The organism is Ruegeria sp. SAZD013 (assembly GCF_059612525.1).
Genome location: NZ_JBXWQT010000013.1, coordinates 162,139 through 178,527 on the forward strand (window position 1 = coordinate 162,139; position 16,389 = coordinate 178,527).

Annotated in this window: 18 protein-coding genes; 9 read left to right on the forward strand and 9 right to left on the reverse strand. The window is 58.1% G+C overall.

Annotation, left to right across the window (positions count from 1 at the left end; translation table 11 throughout):
- Positions 1-43: 43 nt before the first annotated feature.
- From AC2FLU_RS02900 to AC2FLU_RS02915, 4 genes are all read right to left on the reverse strand, one after another.
- Positions 44-1,015, reverse strand: a complete 972-nt coding sequence (locus AC2FLU_RS02900) for a sterol desaturase family protein (protein WP_209506579.1) — start codon at positions 1,013-1,015, stop codon at positions 44-46.
- The gene (locus tag AC2FLU_RS02905) at positions 1,012-1,398 is read right to left on the reverse strand and encodes a hypothetical protein (RefSeq protein WP_480554221.1); all 387 of its coding nucleotides are present in this window, start codon (positions 1,396-1,398) and stop codon (positions 1,012-1,014) included. The genes AC2FLU_RS02900 and AC2FLU_RS02905 overlap by 4 nt, the downstream gene beginning before the upstream one ends.
- Before the next feature lie 114 nt (positions 1,399-1,512).
- The gene (locus tag AC2FLU_RS02910) at positions 1,513-1,638 is read right to left on the reverse strand and encodes a hypothetical protein (protein WP_480554220.1); all 126 of its coding nucleotides are present in this window, start codon (positions 1,636-1,638) and stop codon (positions 1,513-1,515) included.
- Positions 1,639-1,701: 63 nt separating this feature from the next.
- Positions 1,702-2,268: a TlpA family protein disulfide reductase gene (locus AC2FLU_RS02915; RefSeq protein ID WP_480554219.1), complete on the reverse strand. Its 567-nt coding sequence runs from the start codon at positions 2,266-2,268 to the stop codon at positions 1,702-1,704.
- A gap of 21 nt (positions 2,269-2,289) precedes the next feature.
- Here AC2FLU_RS02915 and argH point away from each other — a divergent pair, with 21 nt between their 5' ends.
- From argH to AC2FLU_RS02935, 4 genes are all read left to right on the forward strand, one after another.
- Positions 2,290-3,678 carry an argininosuccinate lyase gene (gene argH, locus AC2FLU_RS02920; protein ID WP_480554218.1) on the forward strand — a complete coding sequence of 463 codons (1,389 nt, stop codon included), beginning with the start codon at positions 2,290-2,292 and terminating at the stop codon, positions 3,676-3,678.
- On the forward strand, positions 3,675-3,875 hold the full coding sequence (locus AC2FLU_RS02925) for an argininosuccinate lyase (protein WP_480475057.1): 201 nt from the start codon (positions 3,675-3,677) through the stop codon (positions 3,873-3,875). Before argH ends, AC2FLU_RS02925 begins: the two co-directional genes overlap by 4 nt.
- 304 nt (positions 3,876-4,179) lie before the next feature.
- Positions 4,180-5,445 (forward strand): diaminopimelate decarboxylase, encoded by a 1,266-nt coding sequence (gene lysA / locus AC2FLU_RS02930; RefSeq protein WP_496808309.1) that lies wholly within the window; start codon positions 4,180-4,182, stop codon positions 5,443-5,445.
- Positions 5,446-5,541: 96 nt separating this feature from the next.
- On the forward strand, positions 5,542-8,025 hold the full coding sequence (locus tag AC2FLU_RS02935; RefSeq protein WP_480518636.1) for a TIGR02302 family protein: 2,484 nt from the start codon (positions 5,542-5,544) through the stop codon (positions 8,023-8,025).
- Between the two features lie 3 nt (positions 8,026-8,028).
- Here AC2FLU_RS02935 and AC2FLU_RS02940 read toward each other — a convergent pair whose 3' ends face one another.
- Positions 8,029-8,751, reverse strand: a complete 723-nt coding sequence (locus AC2FLU_RS02940) for a zinc-ribbon domain-containing protein (RefSeq protein WP_480475061.1) — start codon at positions 8,749-8,751, stop codon at positions 8,029-8,031.
- A gap of 182 nt (positions 8,752-8,933) precedes the next feature.
- Here AC2FLU_RS02940 and AC2FLU_RS02945 point away from each other — a divergent pair, with 182 nt between their 5' ends.
- The 4 genes from AC2FLU_RS02945 to AC2FLU_RS02960 are packed head-to-tail and all read left to right on the forward strand — an operon-like array spanning position 8,934 to position 11,839.
- Complete coding sequence (locus tag AC2FLU_RS02945; protein WP_480476894.1) at positions 8,934-9,611, forward strand: cell division ATP-binding protein FtsE; 678 nt, start codon at positions 8,934-8,936, stop codon at positions 9,609-9,611.
- Complete coding sequence (locus AC2FLU_RS02950) at positions 9,608-10,507, forward strand: cell division protein FtsX (RefSeq protein WP_480475063.1); 900 nt, start codon at positions 9,608-9,610, stop codon at positions 10,505-10,507. The genes AC2FLU_RS02945 and AC2FLU_RS02950 overlap by 4 nt, the downstream gene beginning before the upstream one ends.
- The gene (locus AC2FLU_RS02955) at positions 10,507-11,247 is read left to right on the forward strand and encodes a lysophospholipid acyltransferase family protein (RefSeq protein WP_496808308.1); all 741 of its coding nucleotides are present in this window, start codon (positions 10,507-10,509) and stop codon (positions 11,245-11,247) included. Before AC2FLU_RS02950 ends, AC2FLU_RS02955 begins: the two co-directional genes overlap by 1 nt.
- On the forward strand, positions 11,234-11,839 hold the full coding sequence (locus AC2FLU_RS02960) for a pyridoxamine 5'-phosphate oxidase family protein (RefSeq protein WP_480475066.1): 606 nt from the start codon (positions 11,234-11,236) through the stop codon (positions 11,837-11,839). Before AC2FLU_RS02955 ends, AC2FLU_RS02960 begins: the two co-directional genes overlap by 14 nt.
- Before the next feature lie 19 nt (positions 11,840-11,858).
- On the opposite strand, the gene AC2FLU_RS02965 is transcribed toward AC2FLU_RS02960, so the two are convergent.
- Positions 11,859-12,452, reverse strand: coding sequence for an NAD(P)H-dependent oxidoreductase (locus tag AC2FLU_RS02965; protein ID WP_480518435.1), 594 nt, complete (start codon positions 12,450-12,452; stop codon positions 11,859-11,861).
- A 102-nt stretch (positions 12,453-12,554) separates the two neighbouring features.
- Here AC2FLU_RS02965 and AC2FLU_RS02970 point away from each other — a divergent pair, with 102 nt between their 5' ends.
- On the forward strand, positions 12,555-13,133 hold the full coding sequence (locus AC2FLU_RS02970; RefSeq protein WP_480475070.1) for a TetR/AcrR family transcriptional regulator: 579 nt from the start codon (positions 12,555-12,557) through the stop codon (positions 13,131-13,133).
- A 21-nt stretch (positions 13,134-13,154) separates the two neighbouring features.
- Here the strand turns inward: AC2FLU_RS02970 and lpdA are convergent, their stop codons facing one another.
- From lpdA to odhB, 3 genes are all read right to left on the reverse strand, one after another.
- On the reverse strand, positions 13,155-14,543 hold the full coding sequence (gene lpdA, locus AC2FLU_RS02975) for a dihydrolipoyl dehydrogenase (protein ID WP_496811856.1): 1,389 nt from the start codon (positions 14,541-14,543) through the stop codon (positions 13,155-13,157).
- 72 nt (positions 14,544-14,615) lie between these two features.
- Complete coding sequence (locus tag AC2FLU_RS02980) at positions 14,616-14,885, reverse strand: hypothetical protein (protein ID WP_480483134.1); 270 nt, start codon at positions 14,883-14,885, stop codon at positions 14,616-14,618.
- A 2-nt stretch (positions 14,886-14,887) separates the two neighbouring features.
- A complete protein-coding gene (gene odhB, locus AC2FLU_RS02985) occupies positions 14,888-16,387 on the reverse strand; it encodes a 2-oxoglutarate dehydrogenase complex dihydrolipoyllysine-residue succinyltransferase (protein ID WP_480518439.1) in 1,500 nt (499 codons plus the stop codon).
- Positions 16,388-16,389 lie beyond the last annotated feature (2 nt).

The window sequence follows — 16,389 nt, forward strand, 5'->3', positions numbered from 1 at the left end:
GCAAAAGCCGGAGTTCAAGTCGTAGTGGGGCCTGACAGCTGTGTCAGGCCTGCTCTGCCTGTCCTTTGGGCAAGATCTTGTCGACCTGCTCAAATCCGGGCGTTCCCCGGTCCTCGGGGTGGCGAGCCAGGTGCTTGGCTTTTATCTGTTCCGAGTTGTCGCGGCTGCCGTCGTGGCTGTAACCCGGCGGTGCGAAACAATAGGCCAGACGTTGCCGCAGTGTCAGGCCGGGCTGCGTGGCGTCGTGCCAGATGCCGACCCATTCGTGAAACGCAACGCGCAAAGGGTTGAAGGTGCCGATATTGTGAACCAGCCCGTAATCGACCCGGTCGTTTTCCTGTTCAGGCACAAATGTCCCGAACATCTTGTCCCAGATGATGAAAACTCCGGCGTAATTGCAATCCAGATACCGTGCGTTTCGGCCGTGATGCGCGCGATGATGGCTGGGGGTATTCATGACCGCCTCAAACCATCGGGGCATCTTGCCGATGGCCTCGGTGTGAATCCAGAACTGATAGATCAGGTTCAATCCGCCAACGAACAGAACCATGGCCGGATGGAAACCCAGCAGGATCAGCGGCGCGCGAACGACCATCATGAACGTAAAGGTATAGGTCCAAGTTTGCCGCAGCGCTGTGGTCAGATTGTAGTGCTGCGAGCTGTGGTGGTTGACATGGCTGGCCCAGACCCAGCGAATGCGATGCCCAAAACGATGTACCCAGTAATAGCGAAGATCATCCAGAACAAAGCACAGAATGATAACGGGAATTGACGTGCCAAGATCCAGAGGAGTGATCTGCCAAAGCCACATGAAAAACGCATAGGCGATAAAGCCCAGCAAAAAGCCCGACGCGATGTTCCCGGCCCCCATGATCAGCGAGGTCACCGCATCGCGCGTTTCATACCGACCGCCTTTGCCTTTGACTGCGATCCACAGGAATTCTGCCAGAATAGCAGCGATGAAAAACGGGACGGCCCATTGCACCGCATCGGGGAAGCTTACCTGGTCTGTCATGCGGGCCTCATCAAGTGTTGCCAGTGTTGGCGTTCGGTCTGGTCAAGGTGAAGGGTCGCGCGTGGGGTGCTGAAGTCGTGAAACCGAACTTCGATGCCATTGGCAGTCTCAAGCCAGTCGAAATCCTGGAGTTGCCGCGCAACGGTGTCGGCCCCGAAGGACCAGATCAACCCGGCCCCATTCTGTGTCCGCACCAGCGCCGCGTGACCGTCATGGGCGATTGTCACGCCGATCACCGTGTCATCGGGAAAATGCCGGAGCCACTGGCGTGGCGCCGTGTCCGGCGTCAGCACATGCAACCGCGACTTGCCTGTCAGATGCAGCAACAGCGTAATCCCGGCTATGCCCCCAACGACCAACACCAATAGAATTTCCAGCGGCATTCCGTCCTCCTTAGCGCAGAGTGCAAAGGAGTCGAAACACTGTCAAAGGTGGCGTCGCGTCAGCTGTGTTCCAAAACCAAGGCTTTGATCGCAGCCATCCGACAAGCAGGAATACTAGTCGGAGATCATGTAGGTTACTTGATCTCCCTTGCCTCTCTTGCGTACATCTTTGGTGGTAGCAGCATCGGTGGCCATCCAAAAAACACCCGCCATCGCGGCAACTCCTGCAATAGAATTCATCAAAAATCCTCCGAGTTGAATGCCCGGAGGAAATCAAGATTTGCTGATATTAAGGCTATTTCCTCAGTTTTCTGCGCCAACAAGCGTCGAGATAATCGCCTTCGCGCTATCCGAGTTCCATTCAGCATCACCGATCAGCCGCGCGATTTCCTGACCTTCGGGATTCAGAATGACCGTGATGGGCAACGCGATGATGCCAAACTCGCGCGCGGCAGCCGAGCTGAGGTCCTGATGACGCGGCAGGTTGGAGATGCCATTCTCTTCAAAGAACTTCTTGATCCCTGCTGGTGAGTTGCGGCCTGTGGCAAGGGTCAGGACCTGAAACTTGTCACCCCCAAACTCGTCCTGCAATTCGGCGATCTGCGGCATTTCTTTGCGGCAGGGGGCACACCAGGTGGCCCAGAAGTTCAGCAGAACATACTTACCCTCATAATCGGCCAGCGTGCCGACACCCCCGTCATCTTCCCGCTGAAACTCGATCACTTTTGCCGGTTTGGGCTCCTCGTGCAGGATCAGACGTTTCAGGCTGTCTTCCCGCAGAGGAGCCAGCGTTTCTGCATCGGTCGCAAAAGCGGCGTTTGCACCCAGCGCAAGGGCCATATAAAGGGGGATCAAACGAATTAGGCGCATATCAACTCCGGGTTTTCTTACATGACCGATCAATCCTCGAACCAGATGTGGGGCGGCCGCTTTGCCGCCGGTCCAGACGCGATCATGGAGGCGATCAATGCCTCGATCGGGTTCGATCAGCGGATGGCAGCCCAGGACATCGCAGGCTCGCGCGCCCATGCGGCCATGTTGGCTGCCACAGGCGTCATAAGTGATAGTGATGCGCAGGCCATTCGGGAAGGGCTGCTCACCGTTTTGTCAGAAATCCAGAGCGGCACGTTTCAGTTTTCGACCGCGCTGGAAGACATCCACATGAATGTCGAGGCGCGGCTGAAAGAGATCATTGGCGAGCCGGCAGGCCGTTTGCACACAGGGCGTTCGCGTAACGATCAGGTGGCGACGGATTTCAAACTGTGGGTCCGGGATCAGTTTGATGCGGCGGAGTCCGGTATTCTGGCCCTGATCCGCGCGCTTTTGGCGCAGGCCGAAGCAGGCGCCGATTGGGTCATGCCGGGCTTTACCCATCTGCAAACTGCGCAACCCGTAACTTGGGGGCATCACATGATGGCCTATGTCGAGATGTTTGGCCGCGACCTGAGCCGAGTCCGCGACGCCCGTGCCCGAATGAACGAATCCCCGTTGGGGGCTGCCGCGCTGGCAGGCACATCCTTCCCCATCGACCGCCATATGACAGCGCGGGCGTTGGGCTTTGATCGCCCCGCCGCCAACTCGCTGGATGCCGTCAGCGACCGCGATTTTGCATTGGAATTCCTGTCGACCGCCTCGATCTGCGCCTTGCACCTGTCGCGTTTTGCCGAGGAATTGGTGATCTGGTCTTCGGCCCAGTTCCGTTTCGTGTCCCTGTCCGACCGGTTTTCGACCGGCTCGTCGATCATGCCGCAGAAAAAGAACCCGGATGCAGCTGAACTGATCCGCGCCAAGGTTGGGCGCATCTATGGGGCCAACACCGCGCTGATGATGGTGATGAAGGGCCTGCCGCTGGCCTATTCAAAGGACATGCAGGAAGATAAGGAACAGGTCTTTGACGCCGCCGACAATTGGATGCTGGCGCTGGCGGCGATGGAAGGGATGGTCAAGGACATGACCGCCAACCGCGACAGCCTTGCCGCCGCCGCCGGCTCGGGTTTCTCGACCGCGACGGATCTGGCCGACTGGCTGGTACGCGTGCTGGGCCTGCCGTTCCGGGATGCGCATCACGTCACCGGATCACTGGTGGCCATGGCCGAGGGTATGGGTTGTGACCTGCCCGACCTGACACTGGACGATATGCAATCGGTCCATGGTGAAATTTCGGATGACGTCTACTCTGTCCTTGGCGTCGACAATTCGGTAAACTCGCGCCAGTCCTACGGCGGTACCGCCCCCGATCAGGTGCGGGTCCAGATCGAACGATGGAAGGCAATGGTATGACGACCGCGCTACGTGCGATCCTGATTACGGTTTCCGGCCTGGTACTGGCCGGGTGCGGGGCTGATGGCGAGCCTGACCAACCAACTGCCCCTCAGCCCACGGTCAGTGCCACAATCGGGGTTGGATCAAGCGGTGCGTATGTCGGCGGAGGTGTCGGGCTAAGTCGCGGGCCGCTGGGCATTTATCTTGGATTCTGACCCCTTTGCGTGTTGCGCCTCTGGTCCTGACACCTCATGTTGCGCGCGCGTATCGATAACCTGTCACACAAAGGAATGGTATTGAGATGAGAATTCTGGGACTGGTTTGTGCACTTGCGGTTTTGGCGGCCTGTGAGCCTTCGTCAGCGCGACGCCCGGAACCTGCGGCCGAACCAAAACAATCGGGCACCGGCATTTCTATCTCGGGCTATGGCCGAGTTGGTGTTTCAACTCAAAACTAAACCGCGACCAAGGATACGGAATCCATTGATCCGAAGTCCTTTTATGGTCTAAGCGCGCAAGCATGGATCACTTTTTGTACCGCGACGGCGCGCTTTACGCCGAGGATGTCCCCGTCTCCGAAATTGCAGCCGCGGTTGGAACACCGTTCTACGTCTATTCCACGGCTACATTGTTGCGGCATTTCAAACTGTTCGATGACGCGTTGGACGGCACCGATCACCTGATCTGCTACGCGATGAAAGCGGCCAGCAATCAGGCGATCCTTAAGACATTGGCCCAAGCAGGCGCTGGGATGGACGTGGTCTCGGGCGGAGAATATCTGCGGGCGAAGGCGGCTGGTGTTCCCGGTGACAAAATCGTGTTCTCAGGTGTGGGGAAAACAGCGGACGAGATACGCATAGCGCTGAGCGGTGGCATTCGCCAGTTCAACGTCGAGTCCGAGCCCGAGATGGAAGTGATCAACGCCATTGCGCTTGAGCTTGGCGTAATCGCGCCGATCACCGTCAGGGTGAACCCGGATGTCGATGCCAGGACGCACGCTAAGATTGCCACCGGCAAGTCTGAGAACAAGTTTGGCATTCCGATTGCCCGTGCCTCGGAAGTTTACGCCCACGCCGCCAGCCTGCCGGGGCTGGAGGTGATCGGCATCGACGTTCATATTGGCTCGCAACTGACCGAACTTGAACCGTATGAGCTGGCCTACACAAAGGTGGCCGAGCTAACCGAACGACTCCGCTCTGAAGGTCACAACATTCGGCGTCTTGATCTGGGTGGCGGTCTGGGCATTCCTTACACCCGGTCGAACAACGCACCCCCATTGCCGATTGAATATGGTGCGCTGGTCAAGAAAACACTGAGCCATCTGGGCTGTGAGATCGAGATTGAGCCCGGACGCCTGATCGCGGGCAACGCCGGGATCATGGTCAGCAAGGTGATCTATGTGAAATCAGGCGAAGGTCGCGACTTTTTGATCCTTGATGGGGCGATGAACGACCTAATCCGCCCCGCAATGTACGAAGCTTACCACGATATCGTTTCGGTGCAGGAACCTGTCGCCGGTGTGGAACAGCGCCCTTACGACATTGTCGGTCCGGTCTGCGAATCCGGGGATACCTTTGCCAAGCAGCGCAATATGCCGCCGCTGAAATCGGGTGATCTGGTCGCATTTCGCAGCGCGGGTGCATACGGTGCGGTGATGTCCAGCGAATACAACACCCGCCCGTTGATCCCCGAAGTTCTGGTGAATGGCGATCAATTTGCAGTCATTCGTGAACGGCCAAGCTTTGACGAAATCATAAACCGCGATACCATACCATCGTGGCTTTGACGCGATAACCGCGCGGGCCCGTCCCGGAGGCCCGTCTTGACCAACAGAACGAACCTGCCCATTCCGCGCCTGTCCCTGTGGCTAACCCATCTCGGTATGGTGGCTGAACAGGTGCTGCGCGCGTTCTGGCCTGCGTTCTCGATTGTTCTGGCTTTGCTCGCCGCTCTGATGCTGGGGTTGCAGGATCATCTGCCCGTTGAAATTGTCTGGGGTGCTGGTGCGCTGTCGTTGATATCTTTTGGTGCAGCATCTGTCCGGGGTGTCACGAAATTCAAACTGCCGTCCCGCGCTGATGCGCTGGCGCGGCTGGATGAGGCTCTGCCCGGTCGACCGATTCAGGCTTTGCTCGATGATCAGGCAATCGGTGCCAACGATGGGGACTCGGTTGCCTTGTGGCAGGCGCACAAAGCCCGCATGGCACAGCGTGCGGCCACTGCTGAGGCTGTGAAACCAGATCTTCGGCTTGCGTCGCGCGACCCGTATGCGTTGCGCTATGCCGCTCTGCTGGCATTTGTTGTGGCGCTGATCTTTGGATCGTTGTGGCGTGTGGGTTCAGTGGCGGACATGACCCCGGGCACGGCCGTGGCTGGACAGGGTCCAACTTGGGAAGGATGGGTGGAACCCCCCAGATACACAGGTTTGCCGACCTTATATCTTGCCGACCAAACGGGGGCGGCGCTTTCTGTTCCCAAGGGCAGTCGCATCACCTTGAGACTGTACGGTGAGGTCGGCGCACATAGTCTGACCGAGAGCAGTTCTGCCAGCGGAACCGAGGCGGCAACAGACCCGGAACTGGAGTTTGTCGCCGAACGCTCGGGTCAGTTGCGCATAGATGGACCGGCGGGGCAGGACTGGTCGGTGCTGGTCATTGATGACGCGGCTCCGAAGATCGCGGTTTCCGGAACCGCCGAGTCTGAAGCGGGCGGGCAGATGAAGCTGCCATTTTCCGCCAGCGATGATTACGGCGTGGTTTCGGGCTTGGCCCGGATCGAGTTGGATCAGGCGGCGATTGACCGTCGGTACGGACTGGCGGTCGAGCCAGAGCCGCGCGAGGTGATCGAAATCGAATTACCCATGCCGATCACCGGTGACCGCGCAGATTTCACCGAAGACCTGATCGAGGATTTCTCGCAACATCCGTGGGCGCATCTGCCGGTCAGGATTACCTTGAGGGCAACAGATGCAGCGGATCAGCAAACGTCTTCGGATCCCTATGCGACGGCATTGCCAGCACGGCGCTTCTTTGATCCGCTGGCGGCAGCCGTGATTGAGCAAAGGCGCGACTTGCTTTGGTCGCGTTCCAATGCGCCTCGTGTCTCGCAAGTCCTGAGGGCTGTGTCGCACCGCCCTGAGGAACTGTTTCGTTCTGACACAGCCTATCTGCGTCTGCGGGTTGTTCTGCGGCGATTGGAAACTTTTCATCGATACGGGTTGAAACCCAAACAACAAGAGGAGATTGCACAGGCCCTGTGGGACCTTGCCGTACTGATCGAGGACGGGACGCTGGCGGATGCATTGGAACGAATGCGCCGCGCGCAGGAACGTCTGACCGAAGCAATGAAGAACGGGGCCAGCGATGAAGAAATAGCGGAGTTGATGCAGGAATTGCGCGAGGCGACGCAGGATTACCTGCAGCAATTACAACGGCTGGCACAGCAAAATGGTGAAGACGGCGAGCGTCAGCCCGGCCAGAATGGTGAATCTTTGCAAATGACGCAGGATGACCTGCAACGCATGATGGACCGTATTCAGGAACTGATGGAACAAGGTCGCATGGCCGAAGCTCAGCAGGCGCTGGAAGAATTCCAGCAGATGATGGAGAACATGCGTGTAACTCAGGGTCAGGGCCAAGGGCAGCAATCTGAAGGCCAGCAGGCCATGGAAGGTCTCGCCGAAACCCTGCGCGAACAGCAGGGTCTTAGCGATCAGGCCTTTCGTGATTTGCAGGAACAGTTCAACCCCGGCGCGCAATCAGGTGAAAGCCAAGGGAACGAAGGTCGCAACGGTGGTCAAGGTCGGGGGCAAAGCCACGAAGGGCAGGGCGGACAGGGTGAAGGTTCGGATCAGGCCGGAGACGGTGAGCAGGGGCAAGGTTCGCTCGCCGACCGACAGCAAGCGTTGAGAGACGAGCTGGGTCGCCAGCAACAAGGACTGCCCGGTGTCGGCACACCCGAAGGTGACGCCGCCCGCGAAGCGCTGGATCGGGCCGGGCGTGCCATGGACGAGGCCGAGCAGGCCCTGCGTGGCGATGATCTCGCCGAAGCTATCGACCGTCAGTCCGAAGCGATGGAAGCGTTGCGCGAAGGGATGCGGTCGCTGGGTGAAGCTATGGCGCAGGAACAGCAGAACCAACCGGGGCAGGGAACACAAGACGGCGACATGCAGGCCAACAACCGCGATCCGCTGGGCCGAAACCCGGGTGCTGCGGGTTCGATTTCAACCGACGAGAACCTGTTGCAAGGCGAAGATGTCTATCGCCGGGCCCGCGAGTTGCTGGATGAAATCCGTCGCCGGACCGGTGAAACAGACCGTCCCCAGATCGAGTTGGAATACCTCAAGCGGTTGCTGGAGCGGTTCTAGCTCTCAGTTCTGCGCTCCAGATCCTGCCTGAGTTTCGAGCCAGATTCGCGCCTGATCCACCAGCGACACATATGAGCTGAGCAGCGGATCGGCCTGCGGTACAGCCTCGCTGATTTGGCGGGCATTCCCGTAGATCAGGTACAGAACCACGCCGATGATCAGCATCAGCGCAAAACCACGCAAGAACCCACCGGACTTGCGGGGCGCCTGCGCCACATCTTCTGCGGGGTCGGACCGCATGCTCGAGTTGATGGCATCGACATCCGGCAGTGCATCCTTTTGCCCGGCATCAACGGCGGTTTCCGAAGTTGCAGGGCGTTTGGGCCTGACCTTTGGCTCTGGTGGGGCTTCTAGGCCCAGATCGGGCTGGCTTTCCAGGCCGCCGCCTTCCTGCGCGCGCAACTCTGCTTCTCGTGCGGCTTCTTCTTTCAGGATACTGGCGACTGATGGGGCAACATTTCCTGTGGATGCAGCAGGTTTTTCAACCTCTGGCGCTGTTTTTTCTGCGGGCTCGGCGTCCTTCTGGGCCTCGACCTCGGTGTCAGGTGTATCTGCCACAACAGGCTTGTCCTCGGGCGCGTTCGGTTCAACCGTCGGCTCGGATGGATGCTTGGCCTGAAACCAGGTTTGATCGCAGTTCGAACACTGCACGTCGCGGCCTTCCTCGGGGATGACCTCGTCAGGAACTTCGTACTGCGCAGTGCAATTCGGACATGTAAGACGCATACTGCCTCCTCGACCGGGTGAAGGGCCGATAATAGTTTTTTCAGGGATGATATTCCGTTAAGACCCAACAGCAAAGGGCGTTTTCGGTTTCATAGGTCAAGTGTCACCAATTGGACTCGGTAGAGCCATTGAAACCGTCGCCCTGCTCGGGCAAGAAGAGCGGCAAAATATTGGGGGCACGTGTGATCGAGCTGGAAAATGTCAGCTATACCTACGGTGGCGGCGAGTTGCTGAGCGATGTCTCGGTTCAATTACAGCCAGGGTCGTTCCATTTTCTGACCGGGCCGTCGGGGGCGGGCAAGACGACATTGCTCAAGTTGTGTTACGGGGCGCTGTTGCCGACCTCAGGGCGTCTTAGCGTGTTTGATCAGGACGTCTCGACCCTTGATCGGGATCAGCTGGCCGTGCTGCGCCGCCGTGTCGGCGTTGTGCATCAGGATTGCCAGTTTCTTGACCATATGACGCTTGCTGAAAATGTCGCCTTGCCACTGATGGTGTCCGGGCGCGGGGAATCGTCCGGGCAAGACAATCTGACCGAACTGCTTAGCTGGGTGGGGCTTGGTGCACGTCTCGAAGCACGGCCACCGGAATTATCCGGCGGTGAACGTCAACGAGCAGCTCTGGCGCGTGCCGTCATCCTGTCGCCCGATGTCATATTGGCGGATGAACCCACGGGCAATATCGATTGGGAGATGTCGCAACGTTTGCTGCACCTGCTGGTTGAGCTGAACCGCATGGGAAAGACCGTTCTGATTGCCACCCATGACCTGAGCCTGATCCGAGCTGCAAAAAGCCATGTTCAGGCGCGTGTTTTGCGGATTTCGCAGCGAAAGCTGCATCTGGCGGGGGCAGACCTGTGACTGGGGCTGATATCCGAAACCTGCTGCGCGGCGATACCCGTGCTGACCGCGTTGTTCCGCCAACCGGCTACACCGCCCACCTGACCCTGTTTGTCGCTGGTGCCATGGCATTTCTTGCTGTTTTCGCTTTGGCTTTGTCCCTCGCCTCTGGCCGCATCGCGGATCGGTGGGCTTCGGAACTGGCGGGCGCCGTAACCTTACGCATCAATGCACCGGCCGAGCAGCTTGCTGCCCAAACAGAAGCGGCATTGACCGTCCTCAGCCAGACACCCGGTGTCGCGTCTGCCCGTGCGCTTAGCGCAGATGAACAAGCCGCGTTGCTGTCACCTTGGTTCGGGCCGGACCTGCCGTTGGATACTTTGCCAATCCCGCAGCTGATAGAGATCATCGAGGGTGAACCGGGGCTGGATGCAATCGGACTGCGATTGCGATTGGGGGCCGAGGTGCCCGGCGCGGTTCTTGATGATCACACGCGATGGCGCGAACCGCTGGTCGATGCTGCGATGTCCCTGCGTCGTCTGGGGTGGATATCAATCCTGCTGATCGGTGGCGCGACCGCTGCGATGATCACTCTTGCGGCCAACGCATCACTCGCGGCCAATGCGCAGATTATCGAAGTTCTGCGATTGGTTGGCGCGCAGGATGGTTTCATCGCAGGTGCTTTTGTACGGCGGTTTACCTATCGCGCGTTTTTCGGCGCCTCGGTTGGGACCCTTCTGGGAATGACAGGTGTCTTGCTTTTGCCCGAAGCTTCGGATGCGGGTGGATTTCTGACCGGAGTTGGATTTCAGGGTAAAGACTGGGTGTTGCCGGTTCTTATCCCCGTCCTTGGGGCAGCCGTTGCCTTTGTTGCCACATGGGCCGCAGCCCGACGCAAGTTGAAGGAGCTTTCCTGATGTTGATGGCAATTCAGTGGGTTCGTTCCCTCATCTTCATGATTGTAATCTATGCCTGGATGCTGGTCCTTGGCATCGCGTTTCTGCCTTATGCGCTGTTTTCCAGAAACGGTGCGCTGAAAGCGTGTAAAACCTACGCCAAAAGCACCATGTGGCTGGCCCGGTGGATGGTTGGTATCCGTTGCGAGGTGCGGGGCAATGCCCCGACGAATGAAGTGGTCATCGGGGCCAAACATCAGTCGTTTCTTGATATCATCATGATTTTCGACGCCATTCCGCACGGCAAGTTTATCATGAAGCGCGAGCTGTTGTTCACACCCGTTATTGGCATGTATGCGCGACGCCTTGGCTGTATCCCGGTCAATCGAGGCAAGCGCGGTGCGGCTGTGGCAAAAATGGTCAAGGACGTCTCAAAAGAGTTTTCTGAACCTGGACAGCTGGTAATCTATCCGCAGGGCACGCGTGTGGCGCCGGGCGCAAAGAAACCCTACAAGGTTGGTACGGCGATTCTGTATGAAGGCCTTGGTTTTCCGTGCGTTCCGGTTGCGACGAATGCTGGCGTGTTCTGGCCCCGCACAGGCGTTTTGCGTAAACCCGGCCTTGCCATTGTAGATTTTCTGGAGCCGATCAAACCGGGTGTTGCCCGCGATGAGTTCCTCGCGCGGTTGGAGAAAGTGATTGAAACACGCTCGAACGAGTTGATGCGCGAAGTGGGGTTTGATCCTGATGGAATTCATTGAAAAAGTAGAAGCTCTCGAGGCGTTGTACGGAACGCCAGGTGCTGCTTCGTTACGAAAGGTCGTTCGACACTTAACTCCGCTCTATCGCAAGTGGATTGAAGCCTCGCGTCTTTGCATTCTCAGTACAGTTGGTCCCGAGGGGGTGGACGGAAGCCCACGCGGGGACGATGGTGCTGTTGTGCGCGAATTGAACCAAAAAACACTGGCGCTGCCTGACTGGCGGGGAAACAACCGCCTGGACAGCTTGCGTAACATCGTTCGGGACCCGCGCGTTTCGCTGATGTTCTTTGTGCCGGGCTCTGACAATGTCGTTCGGGTGAACGGAACGGCCCGATTGACCGCAGACGCGGCATTGCGCAACCAGTTCGAAAAGGCTGGCAAGGTTCCGGCGACGGTTATCGTTGTGCAGATTGATGAAATTTACAGCCAGTGCGCGCGTGCACTGATACGCGCCCGAACTTGGACTTGTGGCGACGAAAGCAAGGACCTTCCGACGATTGGGCAGCTTCTGTCCGAGGCGTCAGAAGGTGAAGAGGGCGGCGCGCAATATGACAAAGACTGGGCTGCACGCGCCGCCAAAACAATGTGGTAGGTAACGGACGGCTGTTCAGTCAAGCTGCGGCGGCTCCGATTCTGGACACCTTTTTGATCCAGCGATCAACGCTGCCCGGTTTGGGATAGCTTGCGCCTGAAAAGTACGTAAACCGCGTTGGTTTGAAGCCAACAAACCCGAGGATCTGGCCGCGAACCTGCCGAATAAGCGCTTGCCTGTACATCAGACGCATGAACCAGCCGGGCGTATCTGAGGTCAGGATAACGCGCGCGGTGCGTCCGGTCAGCATCGGGGCTGGCAGGCCGGCCATCGTCGTGTTGCGGGTGTCGAATGTCCGTCCAGGTATGAACATCCGGTCAATCAATCCTTTGAGTTTTGCAGGCAGCCCGCCCCACCACATAGGTGTGGTCAGGACCAAATGATCGCTCCATTCGAAGTCCTGCAACACGTGTTCCAGAACCGGTTCAAGCGGCTTGAAGTCGTGATAGTTGCCCTGACCGAAATCAAAATCGAACTGTAGGTCGCTCAGATGGACTATCCGGACGTCATGTCCGTTTTTGCGGGCTGCCTCGCCATAGGTTTCTGCGAATGTGCGTGACAAGCTGCTTTCTGCAGGATGTCCATCGAGGATGAGGATTTTCTTGGGGTGCATTGTAGTTCTCCTGAAAATGACCGTGGTCAGTTTATAGAATCAAAAAATGACCACGGTCAATATAAAATTTGACCACGGTCAAAAAATGTGCGATTGGGCGTTATGCAAAAAACGATCCAGAAACGTACCATCAAGACCCGCGCCAAGCTTCTCTCAGCTGCGGAAGAGGTTATCCGACACGGCGGATATGAAGCTTTGCGGGTGGATGAAGTTGTAAAGGCCGCGGGTGTTGCCAAGGGGACCTTCTTTGCGCATTTCCGCGACAAGGACGCGCTGATGGAAATCTTGATAGCGGACAAGCTGAATGCGTGTCTGGATCTTGCCCAATCCGGAACTCCACCCAAAACGGTACCAGAGATCATCGCTTCGCTGGAACCGGTCCACGAATTCATGACGTCCGAACGGTACGTGTTCGATCTGTTGATCAGATACTCGGGGGCAACGGCTATCGCAGATATTGGGCCGATTGCCTATTGTTTTGAACGATATTTTCGGGTCGTGATGATGTGGCTTGAAACCGCAGAGGTGCGCAAGGATGTACCATCTGAGCTGTTGGCAGAAGGCGTGCAGGCCTTTGCCATTCAGGCCATGTCCTTACAATATTGCGCGCTGCATTCAGCGACAACGTTCACAGACAGACTGGAAACATATCTGGATGCATGGCTGACCCCGGCAAGCTGATCGCCGCCGGGGTCAGGGGTGTTAGCTGTGGATCGGGCCGTCTCCGCAGGCCAGGGCAGCCTCGCGCACCGCTTCTGAATACGTCGGATGCGCGTGGCAGGTGAGCGCCAGATCCTCGGCAGAAGCACCGAATTCCATTGCCACACAAACTTCGTGGATCAGATCGCCCGCGCCGGGGCCGATGATATGGGCACCCAGGATGCGATCGGTTTCCTTGTCGGCCAGAATCTTGACGAACCCGTCTGCCGCAAAATTCGCCTTGGCACGCCCATTGCCCATAAACATGAACTTGCCGACCTTATAGGCACGACCCTGTTCTTTGAGCGTCGCTTCGGTTTCACCGACATTGGCGACTTCGGGCCAGGTGTAGATCACGCCCGGAATCACGCCATAGTTGACATGACCGTGCTTGCCTGCAACCTGCTCGGCTGCGGCCATGCCTTCGTCTTCGGCCTTGTGCGCCAGCATCGGGCCTTCGGTCACGTCGCCAATTGCATAGATGCCCGGCACGTTGGTCTGCCAGTCGGCACCAACCTTGATCTGACCACGCGGTGTCATCTCGATGCCCAGAGCGTCCAGTCCCAGACCATCCGAATAGGGTTTGCGGCCTGTGGCAACCAGCACAGTGTCGGCGTCGATCACATGTTCACTGTCGTCTTTGAGCAGCTTGTAAGTAACTTTGGCCTTGGTCTTGGTCGCTTCGGTTTTCTGCACCGCCGCGCCCATGACAAATGTCAGGCCCTGTTTCTTGAGAATGCGCTGGAAGGTTTTTTGCACCTCTGGGTCCATGCCCGGCGTGATCTCCTTGAGGAACTCGATCACGGTAACTTCAGCGCCCAGGCGGCTGTAAACCGATCCCAGCTCCAGACCGATCACACCCGCGCCGATCACAACCATTTTCTTCGGGATCTTGTTCAGTGACAAAGCACCGGTCGAGGTCACGACAACTTTCTCATCAACTTCAACACCGGGCAGGGAAGATGGTTCCGACCCGGATGCGATGATAATGTTCTTGGTCACGTGGACTTCATCACCCACTTTTACCTGACCTTCGGCAGGGATTGATCCCCAACCTTTCAGCCAGTCGATCTTGTTCTTTTTGAACAGGAATTCGATGCCCTTGGTGTTGCCGTCGATGACTTCGTCCTTGTAGGCCTGCATCTGCCTCCAATCGACCGAAGGCGCTTTGCCCTTCAGGCCCATCTTGGCAAAGTTATGCTCGGCCTCGTGCAGCTGATGGCTGGCATGTAGCAGCGCCTTAGAGGGAATGCAGCCCACGTTCAGGCAAGTGCCACCCAGTGTTTCGCGCCCTTCGACCACGGCGGTTTTCAAACCCAGTTGAGCGCAGCGGATCGCGCAGACATAGCCGCCGGGTCCGGCGCCGATTACGATGACGTCATAATTTGCCATTACATTCTCCTAAATCGACCGGACGATCCGGCGCTTCCCCGACCCGATTTGGCGGGTCGGAAATAGTCTTTGTCAAACAGGTTCCAGCAGCTTGATCGAGATATGGGCAATTCCGCCCCGCTCGTGATGCATCGCCAATTCTTCGGAACCAAAGAAGGCTTTGGCCTTGTCCAGGTTTGTAACCTCGAACATCGCGATGGCGTGGTCCTTTTGGTCGGGGTCGCGCCAGACATGAAGGTCGCGGATACCCGCGGCCTTGCGCATCGGTTTGTCCTCGCGGAACACTTTCAGCCAAGCATTGAAATCGGCCACATCGGCCTGCCAGAGGACATGCGTTGCCATGCTTACAGGTCCATCAGCAGGCGGCGCGGGTCTTCCAGCGCCTCTTTCACACGGACGAGGAAGGTCACGGCACCTTTGCCATCGACGATCCGGTGGTCATAGGACAGGGCCAGATACATCATCGGACGGATCTTGATCTCACCATTGATGACCATCGGACGGTCCTGGATCTTGTGCATGCCCAGAATACCCGACTGCGGGGGGTTCAGGATCGGCGAGGACATCAGCGAGCCATAGACACCACCATTCGAGATGGTGAAGGTGCCACCCTGCATCTCAGCCATGCTCAGCTTGCCGTCACGGGCGCGCTTGCCCTTTTCGGCGATGGCTTTTTCGATCGCGGCAAAGGACATGCTGTCCGCATCGCGGATGACAGGCACGACCAGACCCTGCGGCGTACCGGCGGCGACGCCCATATGCACGAAGTTCTTGTAGACGATGTCGGTCCCATCAATCTCGGCATTGACCTCGGGCACTTCTTTCAGGGCATGGCAGCAGGCCTTGGTGAAGAAGGACATAAAGCCCAGCCTTACGCCGTGCTTCTTCTCGAACTGGTCCTTGTACTGATTGCGCAGGGCCATGACCTCGGTCATGTCCACCTCGTTGTAGGTGGTCAGGATCGCGGCTGTGTTCTGTGCATCTTTCAGACGCTTGGCGATTGTCTGACGCAGGCGGGTCATCCGCACGCGTTCTTCGCGTGCCTCGTCCTCGGCAGCCACAGGGGCGCGCGGGGCTTGGGCCACAGGGGTGGGGGCAGCCGCCACAGGTGCCGGGGCCGAAACTGCTGCAACGGCTTTGGCCACGTCCTCCTTCATGATGCGACCGTCGCGGCCTGTTCCGGTGACCTGATCAGCTGACAGTCCGGCTTCGGCCATTGCCTTCTGGGCTGACGGCGCGTTTGCGATGTCTTTTCCTGTGCTGGTTGCTGCGGGCGCAGCCGCCGCTGCCTGGGCCGGCGCGGCTGTTGCACCAGCGGCTGCTCCGGAGATGACAGCCAGCTTGGCAGCCGCATCCACGGTCGAACCTTCTGGAGCAACGATTTCTGCAAGAACACCCGAAGTCGGTGCGGGAACTTCAACCGAGACTTTATCGGTTTCCAATTCGCACAGCATCTCGTCCTGCGCGACGTTGTCGCCAACCTTTTTGAACCAGGTCGAAACGGTTGCTTCTGTCACAGATTCACCAAGTGTCGGCACCATCACGTCAACCGACCCGGCCGATGCGGCAGGTGCCGCTGCCGGAGCTGCAGCTGGCGCTGCGCCTTCTCCAGCCGCAATCGTTGCCAGCAAGGCATCAACACCGACGGTTTCGCCTTCGGCTGCCACGATTTCACCCATTACACCCGCTGCGGGTGAAGGAACCTCGACGGTGACCTTGTCTGTCTCCAGCTCACACAGCATCTCATCCATGGCGACCGCATCACCGGGCTTTTTGAACCAGGTTGCAACTGTGGCTTCGGTGACCGATTCGCCAAGCGTGGGAACACGAACTTCAATCGTCATCG